Source organism: Nonomuraea basaltis, assembly GCF_005893125.1.
GTDB lineage: Bacteria > Actinomycetota > Actinomycetes > Streptosporangiales > Streptosporangiaceae > Nonomuraea > Nonomuraea basaltis.
Genome location: NZ_VCJS01000121.1, coordinates 1 through 22,110, shown reverse-complemented (window position 1 = coordinate 22,110; position 22,110 = coordinate 1). Strand labels below are relative to the sequence as shown.

The following is a 22,110-nucleotide window of genomic DNA, read 5'->3' as shown; positions in this document are numbered from 1 at the left end:
GGCCGTGCGCATGCAGCGCATGGACCCTACCCCGGAGCTCCAGCTCAAGGAGCGGCGGTGGCTACCTGTGCTGGCCCCGCGCCTGCCGACCCCGGTGCGGTTCGGCGAACCGTCCCAGCGCTTCCCCAAGCACTGGACCGTGATTGACGTGGGTTCCCGGCGAGCCGCTCGACCACGGCTCGATCAGCCGCGGCGCCCACGCGGCCGACACGCTGGCGGGCTTCCTCAGGGCGCTCCATGTGGAGGCGCCCGCCGAGGCCCCGGCCAGTTCGGACCTCCGCAGGGCCGCGCGGCAGCGCCGGCGACGCCGAAGAGGTGCTCGAGCTGCCCGGCCACACCGTGCTGCCGGGCTGATCGACGCGCACGTGCACCTGGGGTTCGACGACAAGGTGGACCCGGTGACGCGGCGCAGCGCCGAGTGTCCGGATGCATGGCGGCGACATCTTGTGCGCGGTGACGGCAAGCTACCGGAGCCCAAGAAGGTCAGGGCGGGGGCCGTTCCGTCACCGTTAATCGACGTGTTCTTGCTCGGCGGCCGCGGCGTAGGCGGCGTCGAGGCGCTCGAACGGGCCTGGACCGTCGTGCGGCTTCGGCGGGGCGCCGAGGTGGCGGACGCGAAGCTCGTCCATGAGCTCCTCGATGAACGCCGGACCCTCATCGCGCATGAGCTGCTGCCGGCTCCGGAACTCGTCGCTGCCCGGGCGCCAGTCGAGGCCCCAGTTGCCGAGGGCGTAGATGATCGGAAGAGTCTGGATACCGGCTTCAGTGAGGCTGTAGCGAGCGCGCTGCCCCCGCGCGGCGGTGCCGCGGGTAAGGATCCCTGCGTCGACAACGGCGCGGGCGAGTGGCTGCGCATCGGCGAGGAACTGCACCGCGAGTTCAATGCCCGGGCGCAGGCGCTCGCCCTGATGGTCCAGGGCCGGGTCATGTACGAGACGATGGAGGAGTACTGGCCACGTGCGCGCGAGGACGCGTCGCTGCCAGATGTCATGCGTGAGTACGGCGAGATCTGGACCTCCAAGCCCAAGGTGCTCGTCTCCCGCACCCGCCACAGCGCCGATCACAACACCCGGATCATCGGCGGAGACGACGCGATCGAGCAGCTCGCCGCGCTCCGGGCCGAGACCGACGGCACCATCGGGGTTGGCGGCGCGGCAATCGCGACGCAGCTTCTCCGGGCCGGGCTGCTTGACGAGCTGCTGCTCTGCACCCATCCCGCCATCCTCGGCTTCGGCAGGCCGCTGTTCGACGATTACGACCTGCCGATCGACCTCGACCTGCTGGAGCAGCGATCGTTCGAGCAGGGCGTCACGATGCATCGCTACGCCATCCGGGATGCAAGGGAGGCGAGCTCGTGCTGAGGCAGGTCGCGGAGGGTGTGCTGGTCCACGAGAGCGAGTTCTGCCAGAGCAACGCCGTTGTCGTGCAGGGCCAGGGTGGCGTGTTGCTCATCGACGCCGGGGTGCTGGGCGACGAGCTGGCCTGCCTCGCGAATGACCTGTCCGATTCGGGCCAGACCGTTGTGGCAGGTTTCTCGACGCATCCTCATTGGGATCACCTGCTCTGGCACCCCAGGCTCGGCGCGGCGCCCCGTTACGGCACCGCGCGTTGCGCGGCTACTGCGCGAGATCGCCTGTCGGGTGGGGTGGATGCGGTCGCAAAGGCCGTCGGCATCCCCGAGGAGGTACCGCTGGACCTGCTCGGCCTCATTACCGGCCTGCCCGCCGAGACGACGCAGATCCCTTGGGATGGCCCCGGGATCCGGATCATCGAGCATCAAGCGCATGCTCCGGGCCATGCGGCGCTGTTGATTGAGGAACGCGGGGTTCTCGTCGCCGGCGACATGCTCTCTGATGTCTTGATTCCCATGCTCGACCTGAACGGCACCGTTGACCCGATCGAGGACTGCCTCGCCGCGCTGCGGCTGCTGGAGGGCGTGGCGGGCGACGTCGATGTCTTCGTCCCGGGCCACGGGTCCGTCGGCGGAGCTGACGAGGTACATGCCCGGATCGACCAGGATCGGGCGTACGTGCAGGCCCTGCGTGACAATCAGGTTGTCAGTGACCCGCGGGTCGGCCCATCGGCTAAGCCCGGCTGGGAGTGGGTAAGCGATGTGCATAACGGGCAAGCCCAGCGCCTCGCCCAAAGAAGCGAGCGCGACGGGGCGCCCCGCTAGCGATCGGTGTGCGACACAGCACGTGTTCCTGATCGTCACAGACGACCCCGACGAGCAGATCATCACCGTCAAGGCCGCGCCCGAGCACGCCCGCTCCCTGCAGCACACCGCCACCGACAATTCCCGGGAAACATCTCCGCTCAGGTTCGCTCAGCCAATCAGGGCAACGGTTCGTACCCTGCGGTGTCCTGGTCAGGGGCCGCCGGGACGCGGGCCTGTCACCGGTGCTGTGCAGTGCCCAGCTCGTCGCTGTACCGGGCGAGGACGTCCTCGGCCGTGGGGACGGAGCCGAACAGCTGCTCCTGGCGGCGGGGGTCGGCGATGTAGCGGCCGGTGTCGAACCAGCGGAACATCGCGGCCATGTCCTTGATCAGGGGCATGAAGCGGCCGGCGACGGCTCCTGCGGCGCGGGCGACGGCGGACGGGACGGCCCACACCTTGATCTTCTTTCCGGCCCGGCTGCCCATCAGGTCGGCTACCTCGCGCATGCTGACCGGGCGGTCCCAGCCGATGTTGATGCGCTCACCGTCGTCGGCCTCGGCGTCGACTGCGGCTGCCAGGTACGCCGCGAGATCGGAGGTGCGGACGAAGGTCAGCGGGACGGTGGTCTTGCCGATCCATATCAGGCGGCCCTTGTCGATCGGGTCGCCCGCCATGCTCGCGATCTGGTCGAGGAACGCCCCCGGGCGCAGTGCGAGGAACGGGACGCCGAGCTGTTCGAGTTTGTCCTCGGCGAGCTTCTTGTGCCAGAAGTGTGGGACATCGGGCGTCTGGTCGCTGGTGAGGATGCTGGTCAGGACGAACCGTCGGATGCCGGTGCGGTGGGCGGCCTCGGCGAGGTTGGCGTTGCCGACGGTGTCGATGTCATGCGCGTTCTTGCCGCCGCGGGTGTAGCCGGCGGCGGTGGTGATGACGGCATCGGCGCCGTTCATGGCGGCGACGAGCGAGTCGAGGTCGAGCATGTCGCCGCGGGCGATCTCCACGCCCCGGCTTTCGAGTCTGTCAGCGTCGCTGGTCGGCCGGACCAGGGCACGGACGTTCTTGCCGCGCTTGAGCAGTTCGTCGACGACCTTGCCCCCGAGAGAGCCGGTCGCCCCGACGACGAGGACCGGGAGGGTGGTGGAGTCGGTGGCAGTCATGGGTTTTCACTTTCCATCAGGTCAGGAGCGAGGGCTTGGTTGCCGAGGCCGAAGGCGGATGGGACGGGGCGATGCGGCCGTTCTCGATGTGCAGACGGCCAGCCGCACCGGCGAGTTACTCGGATTCTTCTTGCGGAAGCGCGCGACTGTTGAGCGCCTCCGCGATGGCGTAGGCGGTGTCGACGAAGGACTCCGCCTGCTGCTCCGACAGGTTCCGCGCGGAGGTCTCCTCCAGGGTCTGCCACAGGGCTGCGATGGGTTTGCGCATGGAACGGCCCTTGTCGGTGAGGTGGACCACCATGACGCGCCGGTCATGTGCGGCCGGCTCGCGGACGAGCAGGCCGGCGTCCTGCATCCGGCGCAGGGCCTTGGAGACGGTGGAGTGGTCCAGGCCGACGCTTTCGAGCAGCTCGGACTGGGTCTGGCCGTCCCGGTCAAAGAGCTGCATCAGCAGCAGTTCCTGTCCGGGATGCAGGTCCATCGCGCGAAGCAGGGCGGCGGCGTGGGCGCGGTGGGCGCGGGCGAGCTGGAAGATCGCGTAGCTCATCGGCCCTTTGCCGGCCGTCGTGGGGATGTGGGGCATGGTTCGGTGCCTCAAGCCGTGTAGGTGGGGTAGTCGGTGTAGCCGGCCGCTCCGCCGCCGTAGTAGGTCGCCGGGTCGGGGGCGTTCAGCTCCGCGCCGGCGCGGAGCCGCTCGACCAGGTCCGGGTTGGCGAGCGCGAGGGCGGCGACGGAGACCAGGTCGGCCGTACCGTTGTCGATGTCCTTGGCGCGGGTGGGTACATCGGTGCCGCCCCGGTTGAGGATCAGCGTGGCCGGCCACTGCGCGCGCAGGGTTTCCAGCAGAGCCTCGTCGCCCGCGTGCATCACGTGGAGGTAGGCCAGGCCCAGCGGGCGCAGCGCGTCCAGGAGCGCCGGATACAGCTCGGCGGTGTCGGACTCGGCGTTCAGCTCGGTCGGGACGCCTTCCGGCGTGGAGCGGTCCCGAGTCATGGGGGCCATGACCAGGCGGTACGGCAGGGATATGCCGCCGACAGCGGTCGGCGGCCACAGAGAGTCCAGCATGCGTGGTCCTTCGGTTCGGCGATGACCGGGTGGTCATCGGGAAAACGGCGGGCGGGGTGGATGAAGAGGCGAGCGTGTTCAGCCGACGGTGAGGACGAGCTTGCCCCGGACATGCCCGGCGTCGCTGACCTGCTGGGCCGTGGCGGCCTGGTCGAGCGGATAGGTCGTGACGGTGGTGACGACCTTGCCGGTCACGGCGTCCTGGGCCAGGGCGGCCAGGCGGGCGGCCGAGGCCTCCGCAGGACCGCTGGCGAAGGTGATGCCGAGCTGCTGCGCGCGGAAGTCGGCGATGGTGACGATGCGATCGGTGCCGCCCCGCAGGGTGATGGAGTCCTCAAGGGCGCCCTTCCCGGCCAGGTCGAACACCGCGTCCACGCCGTCAGGGGCGAGCGCCCGGACCCGCTCGACCAGGCCCTCGCCGTACACGGTCGCGGTGGCGCCGAGCGAGGCGAGATATTCCTGATTCCCGGGGCCGGCGGTGCCGATGACACGTGCTCCGCGGGCCGTGGCGAGCTGAACCGCCAGGGTTCCGACCGCTCCCGCCGCGCCGTGCATCAGCACGGTCTCCCCGGCGGCGACACCCAGCAGGTTCAGGACCCGCTCGGCCGTCTCACTCGCCACCGGCAGCGCGGCAGCGTCCTGCCACTCCAGGCCGGCGGGCTTGGGGGCCACGATGGTGGCCAGCGCGTACTCGGCGTACGAGCCGGTGTCCGACCAGCCCAGCACCTCGTCGCCAACCTGCACGTCTTCCACGCCCTCACCCAGGGCGTCCACCACGCCGGCGAGCTCGCGACCGGGGACGGAGGGGAACTGCGTCGGGTACACGGCCTCCAGCATCCCGGAGCGGATCTTGCCGTCCAGCGCGTTCAGCCCGGCAGCCTTCACGCGGACACAGACCTGCCCGGGGCCGGGCTGCGGGACCTCGATGTCCGCCTCGTGCAGTACTTCCGTGCCGCCGAAACGGTCGAAAACGATGGCTTTCATGACAACTCCTAACGTTGCACCACGCATTAGGTGGCTAGACACATAATCACTGTAGCAGCAATATGTGGCTAGCCAAGTATTTGCTGCCGCCCGGACCGCGCGAGATCGACTGCGGCCGTGTCGTGCCCGGCTTCGAGAGCACAACGGCCTTCGTCATTCGCGGCCCGGGCCCGCTGGCGCTGAGGATTTCTTGGCTCACACCGCAACGCCCAGCGCGATTGCGACCGGGTCCCGCCTCGGCACCGGGACGGCTGCTCCTGCGGGTCTCACCGCGAACGGGTCCTCATAGATGTGAGCCGCGCGGGCCGAGGAGAGCCAGAGCGATCAGACCGGCGGTGCTCCGGCAAGCTGCTTCCGCCTGGCCTTGCACAGCGCGCGCCCGGCGCCATATCGTGGCGATATATCGATCCGATACATCAAGCCGGTAGGTCGCGACGATGATCTGCCACCCGGACATGGAGGCAGCCTGATGTCCCGCGCGCAGCTGTACGACGCCATTGGAGCCACCTACACCGTGACGCGGCGCACCGAGCCGCGGATCGCGACCCAGGTCTGGGCCGCGCTCGGCGATGCGCAGACCGTGCTCAATGTCGGGGCGGGCACCGGCTCTTACGAGCCCTCCGACCGTGACGTCACCGCGGTGGAACCGTCGGCGGTCATGCGGGCGCAGCGCCCCGCAGGCGCAGCGCCGTGCGTGGCTGCCTTCGCGGAGAGCCTTCCGTTCGAGGACCAGTCCTTCGACGCCGCGATGGCTTTCGCCACCATCGATCACTGGCAGGACCCGATCGCGGGTCTGCGCGAGATGCGGCGTGTCGCTCGCCGCGTGGTGGTGTTCACGAAGGACTTCAGTGCCCTCGATCTGTTCTGGCTGGATCGCGACTATCTGCCCGAGCGCGCTGGCCTTCTCGTCGGCCGGCCGTCGCTGGCCGAGCTGGCCCGCTCGATCGGAGCCCGGGTGGAACCGGTGCTCATTCCGTGGGACTGCGCGGACGGCTTCTACGAGGCCTACTGGCGCCGGCCCGAGGCGTACCTGGATGAGGATATCCGCCGCGGAATGTCGATCTGGGCCAGAGTCGGGCCGGTCGCTGAGCAGCGGGCAGTGCGCAGCCTCCGTGATGACCTCGCATCCGGCCGGTGGGCCGAAAGCAACCGCGACTTCGTCGATCTCGACGCGGCAGAGCTTGGCGTGCGTCTGCTTATCGCCTGATCCGCCATAGCTGCCAGGTCGCGGACATGGCGATCAGCCTGGCGATCCGGATCCCTCGCTCGCAGCAGGACTGATCACGACGACGGCAATCCCGCGTGGCCACACCAACGGGAGGAAGTACGCTATCGCTGCGTCGTGGGTCCGGTGTTCCGGATGGTGCGCTGGCCGCTGTGCTCGAGGCGACCGGGGCAGGGCCGGCGGAGGGTTCGCCACTGTCGGAGCCGCTGTTACAGCCGGCGGCCGCGGCGGCCATGAGCAGAGCGGCGAACGTCGCGGGCCATTGTCTTGTACGGGTCACGCCTGCCATGTCGTCCTCTCGGGCTGTTCGGCTCAGCGGGCGGGGAAACGCAGGACGCGGTCGTCGCCGTCGCGGGGGTCGATGCGGCCGTCGGTGTTGGAGGTGGTGAGCCACAGCGCGCCGTCCGGGGCGACCTGGACGGTGCGCAGCCGGCCGTAGCGGTCTTGCAGCTGGGCGACTGGGTCGCCGGCTGGGTCGCCGGTGAGGGGGATGGTCCACAGCCGTTGCCCGCGCAGGGCGGCCACGTAGATCGTGTTACCCGCGATGGCGAGACCGGACGGGGATGCCTCACTGACCGGCCAGGTGACCAGCGGGTTGGTGTACCGGCCGCCTTGGGTGTCGCCGGCGCCTTCAACGGCCGGCCAGCCGTAGTTGCGTCCAGGCTCGATGAGGTTGACCTCGTCCAGTTCGTTCTGCCCGAACTCGGCGGCGAACATCCGGCCCTGCGCATCCCAGGCCAGGCCTTGCACGTTGCGGTGCCCGAGGCTGTAGACCGGTGAGCCTGGATTCGGATTGCCTGGTGCCGGCCTGCCGTCGGGTGTCAGCCGCAGGATTTTGCCGTTGAGGCTGTCGGGGTCCTGTGAGCTCTGGGTGTTGCCCGCGTCGCCGACCCCGGCGTAGAGCATGCCGTCGGGGCCGAAGGCGATCCGGCCGCCGTTGTGGTAGGTCGCCTTCGCTATACCGTCGAGGATCACCTCTGGCTGTTCGTCGCCGTCGAGGCGGAAGCGGACGATCCGGTTGTCCTGCTCAGCGGTGAAGTAGGCGTACACCAGGTTGTCCTGGGCGAAGTCCGGTGAGGCCGCGAGGCCGAGCAGGCCGCCCTCGCGCATCGCTGCGACGCCCGCCACTTCATAGACCTGGCGGGCCTGCCCGCTGCCGGGGGTCAGGCGCAGGACTCGGGCGGTTTCCCGCTCGGCGATCAGGGCGTCGCCGCCGGGCAGGAAGGTCAGGCCCCAGGGAACGTCGATACCGCGGGCCAGTTCCTCGGGTGCGTTCAGATCCGGTGTTCCGGTGGGCGTGCTGGTCGCCACGCTGGAGGCCACCGGGGCCAGGCTGCCGGCCGACGGTTCTCCACCGCTCGCGCCGCTGCCGCCGGCGCAGCCGGCGGCAGCGGCGACCGTGAGCAGGGTGGCGAACGTCCAATGCTTGAGGGCTGCCATGCCGTCCTTTTCCGCTTTGGTCGGTGCATCGATGGGGGTACGGCGGTTCAGGTGATCAGGTGCGCGGGAAAGTGCGGGGAATGACGGCTTACCTCGCGGGCTCGGGCGGCCGGTAGCCGCGGCCGACGACTGTCTCGATCGAGCCTTGGCCGAGCTTGCGGCGCAGGGTGCCGAACTCCTTCGGCGTCAGTGCAGGCCGTTGCCCGCGCACGGTCACCTGGTGCCGTGCGGAGTCGAGCGTCAGATCACCGACGACCAGCTGCGCCGCGGTTGCGGCCGTGTCACGGCGCAGCGGGGCCCGTCCGCCTCGTCTTCCACCACCAGTAAGCGCATGACGGCCGGCTATCTCGCGGCTTCGGCTTTGATCTGGTCGAGCGCTGTGTTGAAGCCGTCGGGGGTGGCGCTGGAACCGGCCAGACGCGAGAGGCGTACCTCGTCGATGTCGCGGCCCACGACCACGGCCGGCACTGCGGCGGCGAAGCGTTCCTGCAGGTCACGAGAGGTCGGATTGGTCGCGTTCGGGGTGACCTCGACGGCAGTGATCACATCGTCGTCGAGGGTGACCGACACCCCGATACTGGACGGCAGGTTCCCGTACTGGCCGGTGGCGCTGTACTCGCCGTCCTCGTACGTGGGCCCGTCCGCCGGAGACGAGCCGGAAACCGCGGTGCTGGTCGTCGCGGACGGCACGCTGCCCTCGGTGTCGCTGGTCGCGGTGCACCCGGTCAGGGCCGCGGCTGCGGAGATGCCCATGGCCGCCAGGATCATCGTGGGGCGTACGGCTCGCGCGGGGAGGGCGTTCATCGCTCGATCAGGCGCATCTGCGCCTCGGTGTGGTGGTCCCCGGCCGCCGGGGTGAGGTTGTTCAGCGCGTGGAGCTGGGCGGGCGTGAGGACGAGGCGGTCGGCGGCGACGTTTTCTTGCAGGCGCGTGACCCGCTTCGTACCCGGGATGGGTGCGATGTCGTCGCCCTGCGCGAGTAGCCAGGCGAGCGCGACCTGAGCGGGGGTGGCGGCTCCTGTGGGATCTGCCCCAACTGCCGGCAGGGCGAAGAGCAGTACTGCCTCAACGGCAACACCCTCACCTACGGCGCCACCGACGCCGACGGGACCGTCACCCAGGGCGGCTACTCCACCCACATCGTGGTGAACGAGGACTTCGTCCTGCGCATCCCCGACGGCCTCGCCCTGGACGCCGCCGCGCCACTGCTGTGCGCCGGCATCACCACCTACTCGCCGCTGGCCCGCTGGGGCGCCGGCCCCGGCAAGAAGATCGCCGTCATCGGGCTCGGCGGCCTCGGGCACTTGGCCGTCAAACTGGCCCACGCCATGGGCGCCGAGGTCACCGTGCTGTCCCAATCGCTGAAGAAGCAGGACGACGGGCTTCGGCTCGGGGCGGACCACTACTACGCCACCAGCGACCCGAAGACCTTCGAGACGCTCGCCGGCACCTTCGACCTGATCATCAACACCGTCAGCGGCCGGATCGACCTGCCCGCCTTCATGGGACTACTGGCGCTCGACGGCGTCTTCACCACCGTTGGCGCCTCCGGCGCACCGGAGATCTCGTTCCCCGTCGGCGCGATCGCCGCCAACCGGCGCGTCTACACCTACTCGCTGATCGGTGGCATCCGCGAGACCCAGGACATGCTCGACTTCTGCGCGCGACACCAGATCGGCGCCGACATCGAGGTCATCTCGATGGACAAGGTAAACGAGGCGTACGAGCGGGTCCTCGCCTCGGACGTCCGCTACCGCTTCGTCATCGACAACGCCACCCTGCGCTGAAGGAACGGATCATGGAATACACGCGACTGGGTGACTCGGGGCTCAAGGTCAGCCGGATGGCGCTGGGCTGCATGAGCTTCGCCACGTCTTCCGAGCAGATGTCGTGGACCCTCGGCGACGACGGAGCCGAACCGCTCTTCCGACAGGCTCTCGACCTCGGCATCACCTTCTGGGACACCGCCAACATCTACGGGCTGGGCAGCTCGCAGGAGATCGTCGGCCGGGCGATCCGCACGTACACCCGCCGTGAGGACATCGTGCTGGCGACCAAAGTCTTCATCCCGATGCATCAAGGACCGGGCGGCTCCGGGCTGTCCCGCAAGGCGATCATGGAGCAGATCGACGCGTCGCTGAGCCGGCTCGGCACCGACTACGTCGACCTCTAGCAGATCCACCGCTTCGACCCGCAGACCCCGGTCGAGGAGACCATGGAAGCGCTGCACGACGTGGTCAAGGCCGGCAAGGCCCGCTACCTCGGCGCCTCCTCCATGTGGGCATGGCAGTTCGCCAAGCACGTCGCTTCGCAGCACGGCTGGACCAGATTCGTCTCCATGCAGGACCAGTACAGTCTGGTGCAGGCGCTGCAGGCCGAAAGCGGCGCGCTGGAAGCCGGCATCGACCCCGAGCAGGTCCGCGCCGCGCACGCCACCGCCTACGTCGGCGCCAGCGCGTACGAAGGCGCCGGCCCCCTCATGCTGCTGCAGGCCCGCGCCATGAGCCTGGTCGCGATGATCCTGCAGCTGGAGCCCGACCCGCGCGCCCTGGTCTCCGACGCGGTCCTGGCCGCCTCGGTCAAGGCGGCCGCCGGCCTGGTCGGCCTGCTGCATTTCCGCCACACGGCGGCCACCGGCGGCGATGAGGCGGCCGCTGAGGAGATCAACGCGTTGTTCGAGATGGCCGTCCGGTTGCGACGTGCCCGTTCTGGCCTGGATCCGCACCGACTTACCGGTGCGGAAGACGCGCTCGATGCAGACACCGGCCAGGTGAGGGAAGAAGACTCCCAGAAGCTCCGAAACGTTAACCCAACATGATCAACAAGTGCCGAGTCCCGTCCACCGGAAGACCACGAAATCTGTGTCAGACCCAGAATCCGGCGTCGTTGTGACAGCTGAGTCTGGGGTACTCGATCACGCGCTGGAGGCCGCGCAATCATGCTCTGGAAAGTTGACCGCGACCGTGCTTCTGCTCATCGTGGTCATGGCGATGAACTCCATCGCCATCTTCGTCCCGTAATCGCCCCCAGGAGCGGCGGTGACCAAGCCGGTGACCCTGACATGACGATCAAGCACATGCCCAAGGACGCCCTCGACCGCGACGCGGCCGAGCTGCTCGACCCGGTCTTCGTCCTGGACGACGTGTCGGTCTTCTATGACGACTACGAGGCGGTCCGCGGCGTGGACATGCGCATCGCTCCGCGCTGTATCACCGCCATGATCGGCCCGTCCGGCTGCGGCAAGAGCACCATCCTGCGCTGCCTCAACCGGATGAACGACCTGATCCCCGGCGCCCACATCAAAGGCAGAATCACCTTTCACGGCGAGGACCTGTACGCGCCGAACGTGGACCCCATCGAGGTACGCCGCCGGATCGGCATGGTTTTCCAGGCGCCGAACCCGTTCCCCAAGTCCATCTACGACAACGTTGCCTACGGCCCACGCGTCAACGGCCGGCGCAGCAACCTGGACGAGACCGTCGAGCAGGCCCTGCACCGTGCCGCGCTATGGGACGAGGTCAAGGACAATCTCAAGCAGAAGGCCCACACCTTGTCCGGCGGCCAGCAGCAACGCCTGTGCATCGCCCGTGCCATCGCCGTCCAGCCGGAGGTCATCCTCATGGACGAACCGTGCTCGGCCCTGGATCCGATCGCCACCACGAAGATCGAAGACTTGATGCAGGTCCTGGCCAAGGACTACACCATCGTGATTGTCACGCACAACATGCAGCAGGCGGCCCGCGTCTCCGACCGTACGGCCTACTTCACCACCGAGGTCGACGAGCACGGTGAGCGACACGGCCGCCTGGTCGAGTACGACCTCACCACCCGCATCTTCTGCAACCCCGCGGACAAGCGCACGGAAGGCTACATCACCGGACGTTTCGGCTGACCAGGAAGGGAGCCGTCCCGTCCTGCGTGAGCCGTGCCACGGCAGTCCACCTGACCGGCGAGCCCGGAGACGTCACAGAGATCGCCGGCCTCGCGGCCTCCAGCCGCCGGCGCAAACGGGCCGCGATCGCCTCATCTGCAAGTGGGCGGTCCCCCACGACCTGCTGGGCGCCAACCGATGGATCGGATCGACACCACCAGGTGCCGCCCTCCCAGCGCATGTGGATCTGGGCCACCGACCTGGAGCAAGCCCGCAAGGACCTGTCGCTCACCTGAGCTGCGCCCATGTGCTCAGGGCGTGGCCCTCCGCGCCGCGCGGAGGGGGCCACTGGAGTGTCAATAAGCAACACCGCAGATCAACGGTAGGACGTGGGGGGCCAAGTTCGCCGGCGGCGAGGCCTTCGCGGCTGCCGCGGCGTCGGCTCCACCCGGTCAACGTGCCGATGTGTTTTGGCGCTCCAGCGGCTTCCCGCCGAAGCGGTGTCGAGATTATGGCCTTTCGTCCGGCGGGATCATCCGTGATCGGCGATCAGGCGGCGCAGCTCCTCCCGGGCCATTCTGGCGGCGAGCAAGGGTACGAAGTCCCTGACCGGCGCCTGGTCGAATCTCTTCCAGGCGCGGTCGATCGCTTCGATGACCCGTTCGGGCCTGCAGTCATCGGCGAAAGTGCTGGTGAGCTGATCCGTCAGCTGGGCACGCGCCTGTTCTTCAAAGACACCCGGTGTCTCAACAGTCATGCTCGTATCCCTCCCCGGTCGGACACCGTCCACACGCTGTCCACTTTCGTACCTTAGGGGCATTTTGGGTAAGTGTGCCGAGCGAAGAGGGGGCGACAGAGGGCGTTCAGTGACCATGATCCCCGACCGTGGTTTGGGGCCGACTCCGGCCAGGTGTTGCGGGGTGTCGTAACCAGGTAACGGTTGGAGAACGCCGGGTTACCTGCTCATGAGCGCGCCGGGCAGCATGGAGAATGTGGCACCTCCCGGGAGGCTGTGCATGAGCGTCGGGCCTCCCTACTCGGCCAGGCCGTCCACCAGCTACGGTCCTGACCCGCTTTGACATTCCTCCCCACCGCGGCGGGGGCGGTCTTCACCAGTGGCGGCCGCGAGATCGTGCGACTGACCAGCCCCAGCATCGCGCACCTGCACCTGACCACCCCAGTGATCGACCGGCTGCGGGCCGCCCTGTGTGCGTGTACGCGTCTGGAAACGGACGGCGAATGGGGATGGGCGGCCATCGTGATGGAGACCTCTGTCGATCTCGACCTGGTTCTCGCCTTGGTCAGCGTTGCGATCAAGTCGAACGACTGTCCGTAAGGTCACGGGGCAGCCGGAGAACTCCCGGCAAGTGTGGTCCTGTGCCATGGAGTTGTCCTTGAAGATGAGGCCCTGAGCTGGACTGAGGAATCTTGAGTGGCGGCCCGGCCTCGTGCCAGGGCTACTGCTGGCCGGAAACCGAGGGGATTTCGCCAATGGATCTTGCTCAGCCTCGTGCGGGTGGTCGGGGGTGGGACATCGCTGTCCCTTGTCAGTTGACCTGACCGCTGATCATGGGCGTTGCCTCGTGTTGGCCAGTCCGGCAGGGGTGGTGGCTGCCGCGTCCGTTGCCGCTCAGCCAGGTAGCGTCGTCGCGGTTGCGGTGCTCACGCCGAAGTTGCTTCACCTGTCGGGCCGCCGGGCACCCAGCTCGACCGGGACATCCACCGAGGGTGGCCAGGTGAAGATGCCGCGCTGGTCCGGCGGTGTAATCGACGGTCTGGTGGCCCGACGCGACGAGCTGGCGACCGCGATCCCCAGCCTGGATCGCCGAGCGCGGTGGGAAGGCCGCCTTTGCCGGATCGGCAAGAGGGCTTGGCCCCGGATGGGAGGCGAGACGAGGATCTCCTCGTCTCGAACACCCGAACCGGCCACCCGCCCACCGGGCGCAAGGTGGCCTGGGACCAGCTGTCCCCGGCCAGTCTCGGCGAGCTGCAACGCCGGACCGAGCACATGGCCCGGGAACGGGTCGCGGCGTGCTGGATCTGTGATCAGCTCCGGCACTGGCTGGGCCTGCTGCCCTCCATACAGATCACGACCACCGGCGGCCTGCTGACCGGCGCCCTTCCCGACGTCGTCGACGGCCACCGCCGCTACGACACCGCCACCTGGCACAACCCCGGACCGGTACGCCTGGACACGTTCGTCACCGCCGTGCTGACCGGAAACCTGATCAACATCGTGGTACAGCACGGCCGCGGCCTGTACTTCCCCGGCTCCCTACGGCCCGAGCCTGCGGCCCGGCACCCGGGTATGGACCACCCCCACCTACGCCGCCCAGTTCACCGCCTCGCGCCAGGCCCGGCAGACCTGGCTACCGTGAGCAGATGCGATTAGGCGGGGCGGCCAGGCCCGCCCCGCCTAATCGTCGCGGCGTTTCGCCCGTTGACACGTCTCAGCCGCGGCCGGGGCAGCCGCGGCCGGGGCAGCCATGGACGGCCTCGGCGAATCTGTCGTACGCGTCGTGAAGGATGGGGCCCATGGTTTCGTATCAGCTGGTCGTCGACTGCGCCGACCCCGAGCGGATGGCGCGTTTCTGGGCCGGCGCCCTGCGCTACACGCTGGAGCAGCCGCCGGGCGGTTTCGGCACGTGGCGCGAATATTGGCGGAGCGTCGGCGTGCCGGAGGACGAGCTGGGCGAGGGCGACGGCGATGACAGCATCGTCGATCCCGAAGGCAGCGGCCCGCGGATCTGGTTCCAGCAGGTGCCTGAGGGCAAGGTGGTCAAGAACCGGTTCCACTTCGACGTCAAGGTGGGCGGAAAGCGGGAAGATGTGCCGCTGGAGACCCGCCGGGCGCGGGTGGACGCCGAGGTGGAGCGCCTGGTCGAAGCGGGCGCCGCCGTTGTGCGGGTGCTGTCGCAGCCTGGCCTGGACCACTACGCAGTGGCGATGACCGACCCGGAGGGCAACGAGTTCGACGTGGTGTAGATCCGGTCAGTGGCGGCGCTTCCGTGTCCGGCCGTGGCCGCTGCGGCGGGTGCGACCCTGCGCCGCGCTCGCGGATGGGCGGTGGGACGCGCCCTCAGCGGCATCCTCGCACTCCTCGGCCGGCAGTGACTTCAACTACGACTTCCACGCGACCGTCGACGACCGGGTCGCACCGGTGCAGATCTTCTACCGCACCCAGGCCGAGCTGGCCGAGGCCGGCATGCCGTGGACCGAGGACATGCGCGGCGACTGGCCGGGCATCAGCGCGTTCCTCCAGGTCGACGGCGAGGTACACCACACCTGCTCCACGTTCGGCCGTGGCATCGAAGAGTTCCACAACGGCTACCCCTACCTCGACCTCACCGCGCTCGGCCGTCAGGAGGCGTGGGAGGAGCCGAAGGGGCGCGCGATTCGACTCGGCCTGCACGTCGGCGGCCCCGCCCTGCGCCTGCCCGACGAATACGACGAGGCCTAGATCATATGGCCAGCGATCGCCAACCACGCCAACGAGCTCGCCCGACGGTATGCCGAACCACTACGGGCAGACGCCACCACGACCCGGTGTTCGACGTAATTCGGAGGGCTGGAGGCTCGGTTTTGGGGCCTGAGCTGGGGAAATGCAGGGAGACGCTCGGGTGGGCGATTCTCTAGGCGGGGGTTTTTGTTGCTGGTCAGCGGGGTGAGGCGGCGAGCTCGATGACCTTGTTGGGGTGTGGATGTTGAGCTTGGTGAGTAGCTCATCAACTCCGGGGTGTCGATGGTTGTCCGCGGGACGGCGGACCTTCACCACGGACAGGATCTCGGGAGCGGCGGGGGTCGGCCGCGACCGTATCGAGTGCGAGACGGAGGTGTGGGAGCCTGGGACACGTGGTGATCGAGTGGTCCCGGCAGGAGGTCCTCGCAGCGGTCAGGACATGCCTGTCACGTGCGGGCGCCGTGACGGAGGGCTACTCCGCCGTCAATGTCAGGGCGGAGCCCGACGGGATGTTGGTGATCTTCCGCTGGCGGCGGGACCCGAACCTCTACGGCATCGCAGTCGAGTATCCGAAGGCGCCACGGAGTCCGTGGACCGGCCTGCCGGTGCACTCGGCGTACGAATGGGCCGCGGACGTCGCGGGGCGGCTCGCGGAGGAGCTCGCGACCGGGCTGGTCCGCCGCGGCCGCCGGACGATCCGCAGCGGGTACGTCCTGCTGGACCCCCGCGATGCCCCGGACGTCTGCCCCACCGGCTACTTCATCAGCTCGGTTCCCCCGCATCCGACCGAGGCCGGCTTCTGGCTGGCCGAGGCGGGGATGGACGTGATCATTCCCAGGGAGCTGATCGCCGGAGGCAGGCTCGCCTGCTGGCTGCAGGCCTACGTCAACAACGAGCGCGGCAAGCCCTTCGTCGGTCATGCCGCCGCGTCCTGGGAGGACGAGCAGCGCACCACCGTCCGTCTCGACCTGGTGCACGTCCTGCCCGGCATTCCACCCGAGGTACGCGACGCGCTGGTGCGTCTCGCGGTCGGCGAGGCGGCTGAAGCCGGTGCCCTGCGCGTGGTCACCGAGATCGACGATGCAGCCCTTGCCGGGCTAGGGTTCCGGCCCGCCCCCGGCGACGGCCTCGTACTGCACACCGATTCCCAGCGGCCAGCCCAGACCGAGTGACTCCTGCAGGCAGCAGGCCATCGCCCCACCCCATCGACCTCGAACTCAGCCCCGACGTCGCCTTCAGCCGGATATCGACGTGTGGAGGAGGGGAGCCAACTGGACGTACAGCAGCACGTGCTGCCGCTCCCGCGCCAGGCTGGGATCGGGCTCCGGCCACGCAGCGGCGTAGGCGTCCACCGCCCGCGTCACCTCCGCCAGCGGGCCCGTCTCCCCCTCGACCAGGGCGCGCAGCCGCGCTGCGAGCGGATGCTGGACGCTCGCCAGATCCGCCACCTCACTGGGCCGCCGCCGCTCCCACAGCCGGCCGACGATCTCACCGAGCGCCTCCTGCAGCCGCCCGGCCAGCGCGCGTTCCGCGTCACTCGGCAGCCAAGCCCCGCCGGAGAAGGCGCGCTTCCAGCGCGACAGGGCCTGCAGCGCCGCACCCACCGTCTCCTGCTCGGCCATGGCCTCCAGTCTCGCGCGCTCAGCACGCCCCCCGTCCAGGGGTGTGCCACGAAAGCGCCGGCGATCTCCTTGCGAGCAGCCCGGCGCCCGACCAGAGCGGGCGCCCGTACGCCTTCACCCTGCTCGACGCCGTGATCGCCACCGACCGCGACGGGAGGGAGGCTCCCATCGCGGCAACTGCAGGCCAGTTGGCCGCAGAAGTCAGGCGTCGAAGCGACGGCGGGCGGCCTCTATGTGACCGAAGTACCGGCGGGTCCAGCCGCACATGCTGTCGACCGTCGCTCGCAGAGCCTGGCCCGGCTCAGTGAGGGTGTATTCGACCCGCGGCGGGACGGTGGGGTACACGGTGCGCTCGACCAGGCCATTGCACTCCAGCATGCGCAGGTTCTGGGTGAGCATCTTGTGGCTGATGCCCTCGACCTCATTCCGCAGCTCGCTGAAGCGCAGGGTGCGATCACCGAGACCCTCGACGATCAGGAACGCCCACTTGTTGGCCACGTCCGAGAAGATCTCCCGCGCCAAGGAGCCCGCACGCGCCAGGTCTGCATCCTCGGGCGAGCCTGTGAACTGCTTGGTCACCATAAGGTTCTCCAGTCACTGAAAAGTGCGTTCTTCCACGTCAGCGGACAGTCTCTTATAGTTCCTGAGTATCCACAAGAGAGCAATAGCGTCTTGGCCGGCGCGTACGCGAGCCCACAGGCGCTCAGAACGAGGAGACAGGCATCATGGCCATCACCTTTGTCAACCCCAGCGGATTGCCCAAGATCGATGTCTACCGGCAGGTGTCGATCGCATCCGGGTCGAAGCTGATCTTCATCGCCGGGCAGGTCGCCTGGGACGCCCAGGGAGTCACGATCGGCGAAGGCGACCTCGCCGCACAGGTCGAGCAGAGTTACCTCAACATCGGCACCGCCCTGGCCGAGGTCGGCGGCTCCTTCGACGATGTGGCGAAACTGACCTTCTACGTCGTCGACTGGACGCCCGACAAGATGCCCCCGCTCCTGGAAGGCATCTCCCGGGCAGCCGCGAAGCTGGGGGTCACCCCGGCACCGCCGACCACGCTGATAGGCGTTGCGGCACTGGACGTCCCCGACCACCTGGTCGAGATCGAAGCCACCGCGATCCTCGACTGAACAGATGGCCTTCGCTCACTGAGCAATGGCGCCGGTGCGCCCCGATTTTGACAACCCAAGACCACTATCCGTCACGGAGTTTGTAGCGTAACGTAATCGCTTGAACTCGCTATGACGCAGGCCAACCGGGCTCAACAGCCCGCACGGCTGACCGTCACGGTGACCGCAGCGGCCAGATGCGCTGTCCGCTGCCCTGCAGAGGGCGCCCCGGGGTTTGTCCGCAGACGCCCCCTCTCCCCCGGGACGCCTTCTGCAGGGCAGCGGATGACCAGCAACCGACCGATCACCTGGTGCTCGACCCGAATCTGTTCTGATCAATCAGGTCTGGGAAGCGTGGCCTCGTCGCCGGCTCAGCCGTGAGCACGGGAGCCGCCCTGGACAAGGTGTAACGAAGGGAAGGCTGGCCGACCCGGAGAAGAGGGCGCCGTTGGCATGAAGAAGGACAGCGCGTTCAAGAGGTGGTGGAGGGGCCGGAGATGGCCCAGCCCCAGGAGCTCGCCCTCACGGTGGTCAGCCTGGTCTCGATCTTCCTAAGGATCACCGTAGCGGGCCGGAAGCTCGGCTTGGCGCGCGTCGGGCCGGTGAGATCAGCGGCGGGCGTCTCTGTCGCGGCGGATCGCGCTTGCCTGATCCATCAACGCGGTGGCCGCAGGTGAGGCGGCAGAGCCGGTCACGGTCCCCGGGCGAGGAGGTGTTCGCTCATCAATCAGCATGACGCTGGCCAATCCGGCGGCGTGGACTTTGCCCTGCACGATCTACCTGATCGTCGGGCAGGTTGGTCCGAGCCAGGTACCCACAGCCGAATCTATACAAAACAGATATCAAGTAGTAATCTCGGCATGCCCCAGTCGGGGAGCACTGGGGCCCAACACGTAGACGCCCCGGCCGCCAAGAAGGGTTGGCCGGGGCGCGTATATGTGGCCGCCGGAAGAGCGGCCGCTACGCTGGCGGGCGCTCGATGACGGGCCGGTGCACGTCACGGTGCTCGAGATGGACGCGTGGCGTGGACCCCATCCCGGGCCCCACGCCAGTGCCTGTTAGGTCAGCAGGTCGTTGATTCTGCTGAAGAGTTGCTCAGCGCGGGCGAGGGTGGCGGTGCTGATGTTCGGCATCAGCGTGTTCTGCTCGCGCATGAGGACGGCGGCTGGCTTGTAGTGGTTGAACTTGCCGCCGGCGATGTTGTTGGTGCGGAAGTATGCCTCGATCTGCCGGACGATCCGTGGGTCGTGCGGGTTGAGGTCGGCGGTGGTGATCGGGGCGGGCACGTCCTTGACGTAGGCGCGGTTGACCAGGTCGAGGTAGAAGTCCGGCTCGAAGAGGTCTTCGATGCCGGCGTCGCTGGTGCCGGTGAACTCGCTGATCTCGATGAGGGCCTTGTCGCGGAGCTGTCCGTTGTCGCGAAGACGCTTGATGGCACCGACCCCGGTGGTGCTGGAGTCGACCACGACGGCGACGTTGAGCTTGTTGGCCCCGAGCAGGGTGGCGAAGGTGGACAGCTTGCCGGCGCCGCCGATGGGGATCTTGATCCATGCGGGGTCGAGGCCGGGCTTGCCCTGGGCCTCGACGGCGTCGGTGAATATGTCCAGATAGATCAAGTCGCTGGGGCCTTCGAGCAGGAGGTTGTTCTCGCCGACGAAGAGGGTCTGGGTCAGCTCGACGCCCATGGCCGCCAGGAGAGGGAAGACGGTGTCGTCGTCGGCCTTGAAGATTTCGGCGGACACCTTGGTGCCGTGCCCGTCGTGATCGATGACGGTGCGGACTCTGTCCAGGTGCGTGGGGCTGACCATGAAGGGAGAGTGGGTGGTGAAGATGACCTGGTGCTCAGGAGCGAGCCGCTCGTCGATGAGCCGCAGGAGGTCTTCCTGGGCGCGGCCGTGCAGAGAGAGGCCGGGCTTCGCGTTGGCTCAAAAGCGTACTCGCCTTCACCGACACGTTTCACCACAGATCGTAGTCGGCGGATATTCAGGCGGAATTCGTCCAGCAAATCAAGATCGCGAAAATAAGTTTTCAAATTACCCGCTTTGGGCGTTCGGTTATTCACAGTTCATACTGACCGAAATTGCCCAGTGATATTTTGCCTGATCAGCTTGGGTCGATGCTGGCTGGTTTCTGGTGATCCGGTGGCCGGTGGAGCGGGACGACGGTGCCGCCACGGGCTGCCAACTCCTCCCGCAGCAGGGTGTTGTCGTGGTGGAGGGCGGCGATGGCGGTGGCGGCCGCGTCCAGGGAGCGCTGCAGGGTGCCGCATTCGCGGGTCTTGTCGGCCAGTTTCCGCTTCAGTAGCATCCCGAGGTTGGTCGGCGGGTGCTCCAGCGCATCGCCGCGGCAACCACGGCAGAGGCCCGGCTTTTCATCGACGGCGGCGATCCGCTTCGTGAACTGCTCAGCTCGCGGGCTTAAGCCATCGGCAGTGCCAATGCCCGGCGGGATGAAAATTTCACCCGTCGTGCCGGCATTACGGTCGTGCCGGGTTGAACCCCGACCTGGTGGGCCGCCTGGACAGCTTTCGCGAGAGCTGCCATGGGGCGAAGTTTAACGCCGGGCCGAATCGCGGCTCATAACCGTCTTTCTGGACGCCCGGAGGCGCCGACAATACATTTCGTGCGCGTTCCAGGGACATCATGAAAGAGACGAGGGTCGGAATTGATGACACGTTCCAGAGCACGTCGTACGGCCGGCTCCATCGCCGTCGCCATCGCGACGCTGGCGGCTCTCCTGCTGCCCGTCACCCCCGCGCACGCGACCTACGGCCCGGACCAGACCGTTTCCCTCACCGTGACCTCCAACGCCGGCCCGTCGCTCACACTCGTCCGAGTGGAGGGCACGGTGGCGTTCGACGACGGGAACACGAAGTTCAGGTACGCGCTCCGGCTGTGCTGGGGCAGCGGGGCCTACCCCATGCCGAACTTCTACATCTCCATCAACGGCAGCACCGCGATCTACCCGACCCAGACGGGCTCGGCGCCCGCTCCCTCCGGGTGCCAGTTGTCGCATTTCCTTTACGACGGTGAGTACACCCATTCCACCACCGTCGCGAACATCACCATCTACGCGACGGGCGGCTGGTTCTATCCCGGCAACAACTACAACAGTCGCACCAAGTCCGTGACGTACGACAACCCCTTCAACTGAGCTGTCCGTTAAGCCGCGAGCACATCACCACCTCTGGCGGTGTGCTCGTGCGCTGAAGGCGTGCGACTGAGGCCGGCACCACACCCGCATCGCGGCCACGATCTTCTCCGCCTGCTCGGCGCTCACGTCGGTGAACCGCTCCTGGGCCTTCGCTGGCCAGCACCACCTGTGAACACCCCACAGTGCCCCGTGACGGCGATCAGTGTGTGAGACCCGGCCTCGGCAACCGGCGGCGTTGTCACCCGCACTTACCACCAGCGCGTTCGATACTCCTCGTACGGTACCGGGCGTCGGTGGTTGCGGTTCAACACCGCGACATCGAACGCCACACCGGGCGGCCATGCCCCCCGTCAGCAGTAGGCGATCCCCGGCCCGAGGAAGGGGATGTTGTGGTAGGGGGTGTACTCCGAGCGCTGCCCGGGGGATACGCAGGGGCCGTACTCGGGCCAGGAGCCGACCGTGGGGTTGGGGTGGATGACGTAGATGCTCACGGCGTATTGTCCGGAGCCGCCGCTGCAGTAGACCCAGACGGTCTTGCCGTCCCGGCCGGTGGAGCAGTCGGTGGGCGCGGCGTGAGCGGGAGAGGCGGTGCCGACGAGGGCGGCGGTGAGGAGGGCTGTGGCGGCCAGGGCCGCGGGCTTTCTTGTGCGCATTCGCTGTCCTCCAGTAGGTGGGCAGTGCACTTTTAGGAAAGCTTCTTAAAAGAAAGATGCCGGGTCGTTCCTGTGCCGTCAAGACCGCGAACGCGATCATGGGGACGGTGGGTGGGTTCCTGTCGTTCCCCGTCAAGTCTGCGTGTTGAAGTTCTTGTCCGGGGTCGAGGAACGCGAGGACAGCCATGGACGGTGAGAGGATCAGGTGCG

Annotated in this window: 27 protein-coding genes and 1 pseudogene; 14 read left to right on the top strand and 14 right to left on the bottom strand. The window is 68.0% G+C overall.

What is annotated here, in order from left to right; all coding sequences use genetic code 11:
• Positions 1–365 precede the first annotated feature (365 nt).
• Complete coding sequence (locus tag EJK15_RS75145; protein ID WP_240777546.1) at positions 366–1,361, top strand: dihydrofolate reductase family protein; 996 nt, start codon at positions 366–368, stop codon at positions 1,359–1,361.
• Entirely contained in the window at positions 1,355–2,176 is an 822-nt protein-coding gene (locus EJK15_RS41275; protein WP_138715922.1) for an MBL fold metallo-hydrolase, read from the top strand. The genes EJK15_RS75145 and EJK15_RS41275 overlap by 7 nt, the downstream gene beginning before the upstream one ends.
• A gap of 218 nt (positions 2,177–2,394) precedes the next feature.
• On the opposite strand, the gene EJK15_RS41265 is transcribed toward EJK15_RS41275, so the two are convergent.
• From EJK15_RS41265 to EJK15_RS41250, 4 genes are all read right to left on the bottom strand, one after another.
• The gene (locus EJK15_RS41265; RefSeq protein ID WP_138715921.1) at positions 2,395–3,315 is read right to left on the bottom strand and encodes an SDR family oxidoreductase; all 921 of its coding nucleotides are present in this window, start codon (positions 3,313–3,315) and stop codon (positions 2,395–2,397) included.
• Between the two features lie 115 nt (positions 3,316–3,430).
• Complete coding sequence (locus EJK15_RS41260) at positions 3,431–3,898, bottom strand: MarR family winged helix-turn-helix transcriptional regulator (RefSeq protein ID WP_138715920.1); 468 nt, start codon at positions 3,896–3,898, stop codon at positions 3,431–3,433.
• A gap of 11 nt (positions 3,899–3,909) precedes the next feature.
• The gene (locus EJK15_RS41255; protein ID WP_138715919.1) at positions 3,910–4,380 is read right to left on the bottom strand and encodes a beta/alpha barrel domain-containing protein; all 471 of its coding nucleotides are present in this window, start codon (positions 4,378–4,380) and stop codon (positions 3,910–3,912) included.
• 78 nt (positions 4,381–4,458) lie between these two features.
• A complete protein-coding gene (locus EJK15_RS41250) occupies positions 4,459–5,364 on the bottom strand; it encodes an NADP-dependent oxidoreductase (RefSeq protein WP_138715918.1) in 906 nt (301 codons plus the stop codon).
• Between the two features lie 469 nt (positions 5,365–5,833).
• On the opposite strand from EJK15_RS41250, the gene EJK15_RS41245 reads away from it, so the two are divergent.
• Complete coding sequence (locus EJK15_RS41245) at positions 5,834–6,571, top strand: class I SAM-dependent methyltransferase (protein WP_138715917.1); 738 nt, start codon at positions 5,834–5,836, stop codon at positions 6,569–6,571.
• Between the two features lie 330 nt (positions 6,572–6,901).
• Here the strand turns inward: EJK15_RS41245 and EJK15_RS41240 are convergent, their stop codons facing one another.
• From EJK15_RS41240 to EJK15_RS77235, 4 genes are all read right to left on the bottom strand, one after another.
• Entirely contained in the window at positions 6,902–8,029 is a 1,128-nt protein-coding gene (locus EJK15_RS41240; protein ID WP_138715916.1) for a PQQ-dependent sugar dehydrogenase, read from the bottom strand.
• Positions 8,030–8,117: 88 nt separating this feature from the next.
• Positions 8,118–8,240 (bottom strand): hypothetical protein, encoded by a 123-nt coding sequence (locus EJK15_RS76630; RefSeq protein ID WP_276615482.1) that lies wholly within the window; start codon positions 8,238–8,240, stop codon positions 8,118–8,120.
• Between the two features lie 131 nt (positions 8,241–8,371).
• Positions 8,372–8,833 (bottom strand): hypothetical protein, encoded by a 462-nt coding sequence (locus EJK15_RS41235; RefSeq protein WP_206061413.1) that lies wholly within the window; start codon positions 8,831–8,833, stop codon positions 8,372–8,374.
• Positions 8,830–9,168 (bottom strand): aldo/keto reductase, encoded by a 339-nt coding sequence (locus tag EJK15_RS77235; protein WP_338089915.1) that lies wholly within the window; start codon positions 9,166–9,168, stop codon positions 8,830–8,832. Before EJK15_RS77235 ends, EJK15_RS41235 begins: the two co-directional genes overlap by 4 nt.
• Before the next feature lie 6 nt (positions 9,169–9,174).
• Between EJK15_RS77235 and EJK15_RS41225 the strand changes: the two genes are divergently transcribed.
• The 4 genes and pseudogenes from EJK15_RS41225 (at position 9,175) to EJK15_RS41210 (ending at position 12,196) form a co-directional block, all read left to right on the top strand.
• The gene (locus tag EJK15_RS41225) at positions 9,175–9,816 is read left to right on the top strand and encodes a zinc-binding dehydrogenase (RefSeq protein ID WP_240777545.1); all 642 of its coding nucleotides are present in this window, start codon (positions 9,175–9,177) and stop codon (positions 9,814–9,816) included.
• A gap of 11 nt (positions 9,817–9,827) precedes the next feature.
• Positions 9,828–10,847, top strand: a pseudogene (locus EJK15_RS76625) (aldo/keto reductase).
• A 243-nt stretch (positions 10,848–11,090) separates the two neighbouring features.
• Positions 11,091–11,921, top strand: a complete 831-nt coding sequence (gene pstB, locus EJK15_RS41215) for a phosphate ABC transporter ATP-binding protein PstB (RefSeq protein WP_138715914.1) — start codon at positions 11,091–11,093, stop codon at positions 11,919–11,921.
• A 26-nt stretch (positions 11,922–11,947) separates the two neighbouring features.
• Positions 11,948–12,196 carry a hypothetical protein gene (locus EJK15_RS41210; protein WP_138715913.1) on the top strand — a complete coding sequence of 83 codons (249 nt, stop codon included), beginning with the start codon at positions 11,948–11,950 and terminating at the stop codon, positions 12,194–12,196.
• A gap of 236 nt (positions 12,197–12,432) precedes the next feature.
• Here the strand turns inward: EJK15_RS41210 and EJK15_RS41205 are convergent, their stop codons facing one another.
• On the bottom strand, positions 12,433–12,657 hold the full coding sequence (locus EJK15_RS41205) for a three-helix bundle dimerization domain-containing protein (RefSeq protein ID WP_138715912.1): 225 nt from the start codon (positions 12,655–12,657) through the stop codon (positions 12,433–12,435).
• Between the two features lie 318 nt (positions 12,658–12,975).
• On the opposite strand from EJK15_RS41205, the gene EJK15_RS41200 reads away from it, so the two are divergent.
• The 5 genes from EJK15_RS41200 (at position 12,976) to EJK15_RS41180 (ending at position 16,532) form a co-directional block, all read left to right on the top strand.
• Positions 12,976–13,236 carry a luciferase domain-containing protein gene (locus tag EJK15_RS41200; RefSeq protein ID WP_138715911.1) on the top strand — a complete coding sequence of 87 codons (261 nt, stop codon included), beginning with the start codon at positions 12,976–12,978 and terminating at the stop codon, positions 13,234–13,236.
• Positions 13,237–13,848: 612 nt separating this feature from the next.
• Positions 13,849–14,292, top strand: a complete 444-nt coding sequence (locus EJK15_RS41195) for a hypothetical protein (RefSeq protein ID WP_138715910.1) — start codon at positions 13,849–13,851, stop codon at positions 14,290–14,292.
• A 143-nt stretch (positions 14,293–14,435) separates the two neighbouring features.
• Positions 14,436–14,885, top strand: coding sequence for a VOC family protein (locus tag EJK15_RS41190; protein ID WP_206061412.1), 450 nt, complete (start codon positions 14,436–14,438; stop codon positions 14,883–14,885).
• A gap of 49 nt (positions 14,886–14,934) precedes the next feature.
• Positions 14,935–15,360: a DUF899 family protein gene (locus EJK15_RS41185; RefSeq protein WP_206061411.1), complete on the top strand. Its 426-nt coding sequence runs from the start codon at positions 14,935–14,937 to the stop codon at positions 15,358–15,360.
• A 392-nt stretch (positions 15,361–15,752) separates the two neighbouring features.
• Positions 15,753–16,532, top strand: coding sequence for a hypothetical protein (locus EJK15_RS41180; RefSeq protein ID WP_240777544.1), 780 nt, complete (start codon positions 15,753–15,755; stop codon positions 16,530–16,532).
• Positions 16,533–16,595: 63 nt separating this feature from the next.
• Here EJK15_RS41180 and EJK15_RS41175 read toward each other — a convergent pair whose 3' ends face one another.
• On the bottom strand, positions 16,596–16,982 hold the full coding sequence (locus tag EJK15_RS41175; protein ID WP_138715907.1) for a hypothetical protein: 387 nt from the start codon (positions 16,980–16,982) through the stop codon (positions 16,596–16,598).
• Between the two features lie 201 nt (positions 16,983–17,183).
• Positions 17,184–17,564, bottom strand: coding sequence for a winged helix-turn-helix transcriptional regulator (locus EJK15_RS41170; protein ID WP_138715906.1), 381 nt, complete (start codon positions 17,562–17,564; stop codon positions 17,184–17,186).
• A 143-nt stretch (positions 17,565–17,707) separates the two neighbouring features.
• On the opposite strand from EJK15_RS41170, the gene EJK15_RS41165 reads away from it, so the two are divergent.
• Entirely contained in the window at positions 17,708–18,115 is a 408-nt protein-coding gene (locus tag EJK15_RS41165) for a RidA family protein (RefSeq protein ID WP_138715905.1), read from the top strand.
• Positions 18,116–19,152: 1,037 nt separating this feature from the next.
• Here EJK15_RS41165 and EJK15_RS41160 read toward each other — a convergent pair.
• The gene (locus EJK15_RS41160; protein ID WP_206061410.1) at positions 19,153–19,902 is read right to left on the bottom strand and encodes a hypothetical protein; all 750 of its coding nucleotides are present in this window, start codon (positions 19,900–19,902) and stop codon (positions 19,153–19,155) included.
• Positions 19,903–20,197: 295 nt separating this feature from the next.
• Positions 20,198–20,401 carry a hypothetical protein gene (locus tag EJK15_RS41155; RefSeq protein WP_138715904.1) on the bottom strand — a complete coding sequence of 68 codons (204 nt, stop codon included), beginning with the start codon at positions 20,399–20,401 and terminating at the stop codon, positions 20,198–20,200.
• Between the two features lie 360 nt (positions 20,402–20,761).
• On the opposite strand from EJK15_RS41155, the gene EJK15_RS41145 reads away from it, so the two are divergent.
• Positions 20,762–21,247: a hypothetical protein gene (locus EJK15_RS41145; protein ID WP_138715903.1), complete on the top strand. Its 486-nt coding sequence runs from the start codon at positions 20,762–20,764 to the stop codon at positions 21,245–21,247.
• A 350-nt stretch (positions 21,248–21,597) separates the two neighbouring features.
• On the opposite strand, the gene EJK15_RS41140 is transcribed toward EJK15_RS41145, so the two are convergent.
• Positions 21,598–21,900, bottom strand: coding sequence for a hypothetical protein (locus EJK15_RS41140; protein WP_138715902.1), 303 nt, complete (start codon positions 21,898–21,900; stop codon positions 21,598–21,600).
• Positions 21,901–22,110: the final 210 nt, after the last annotated feature.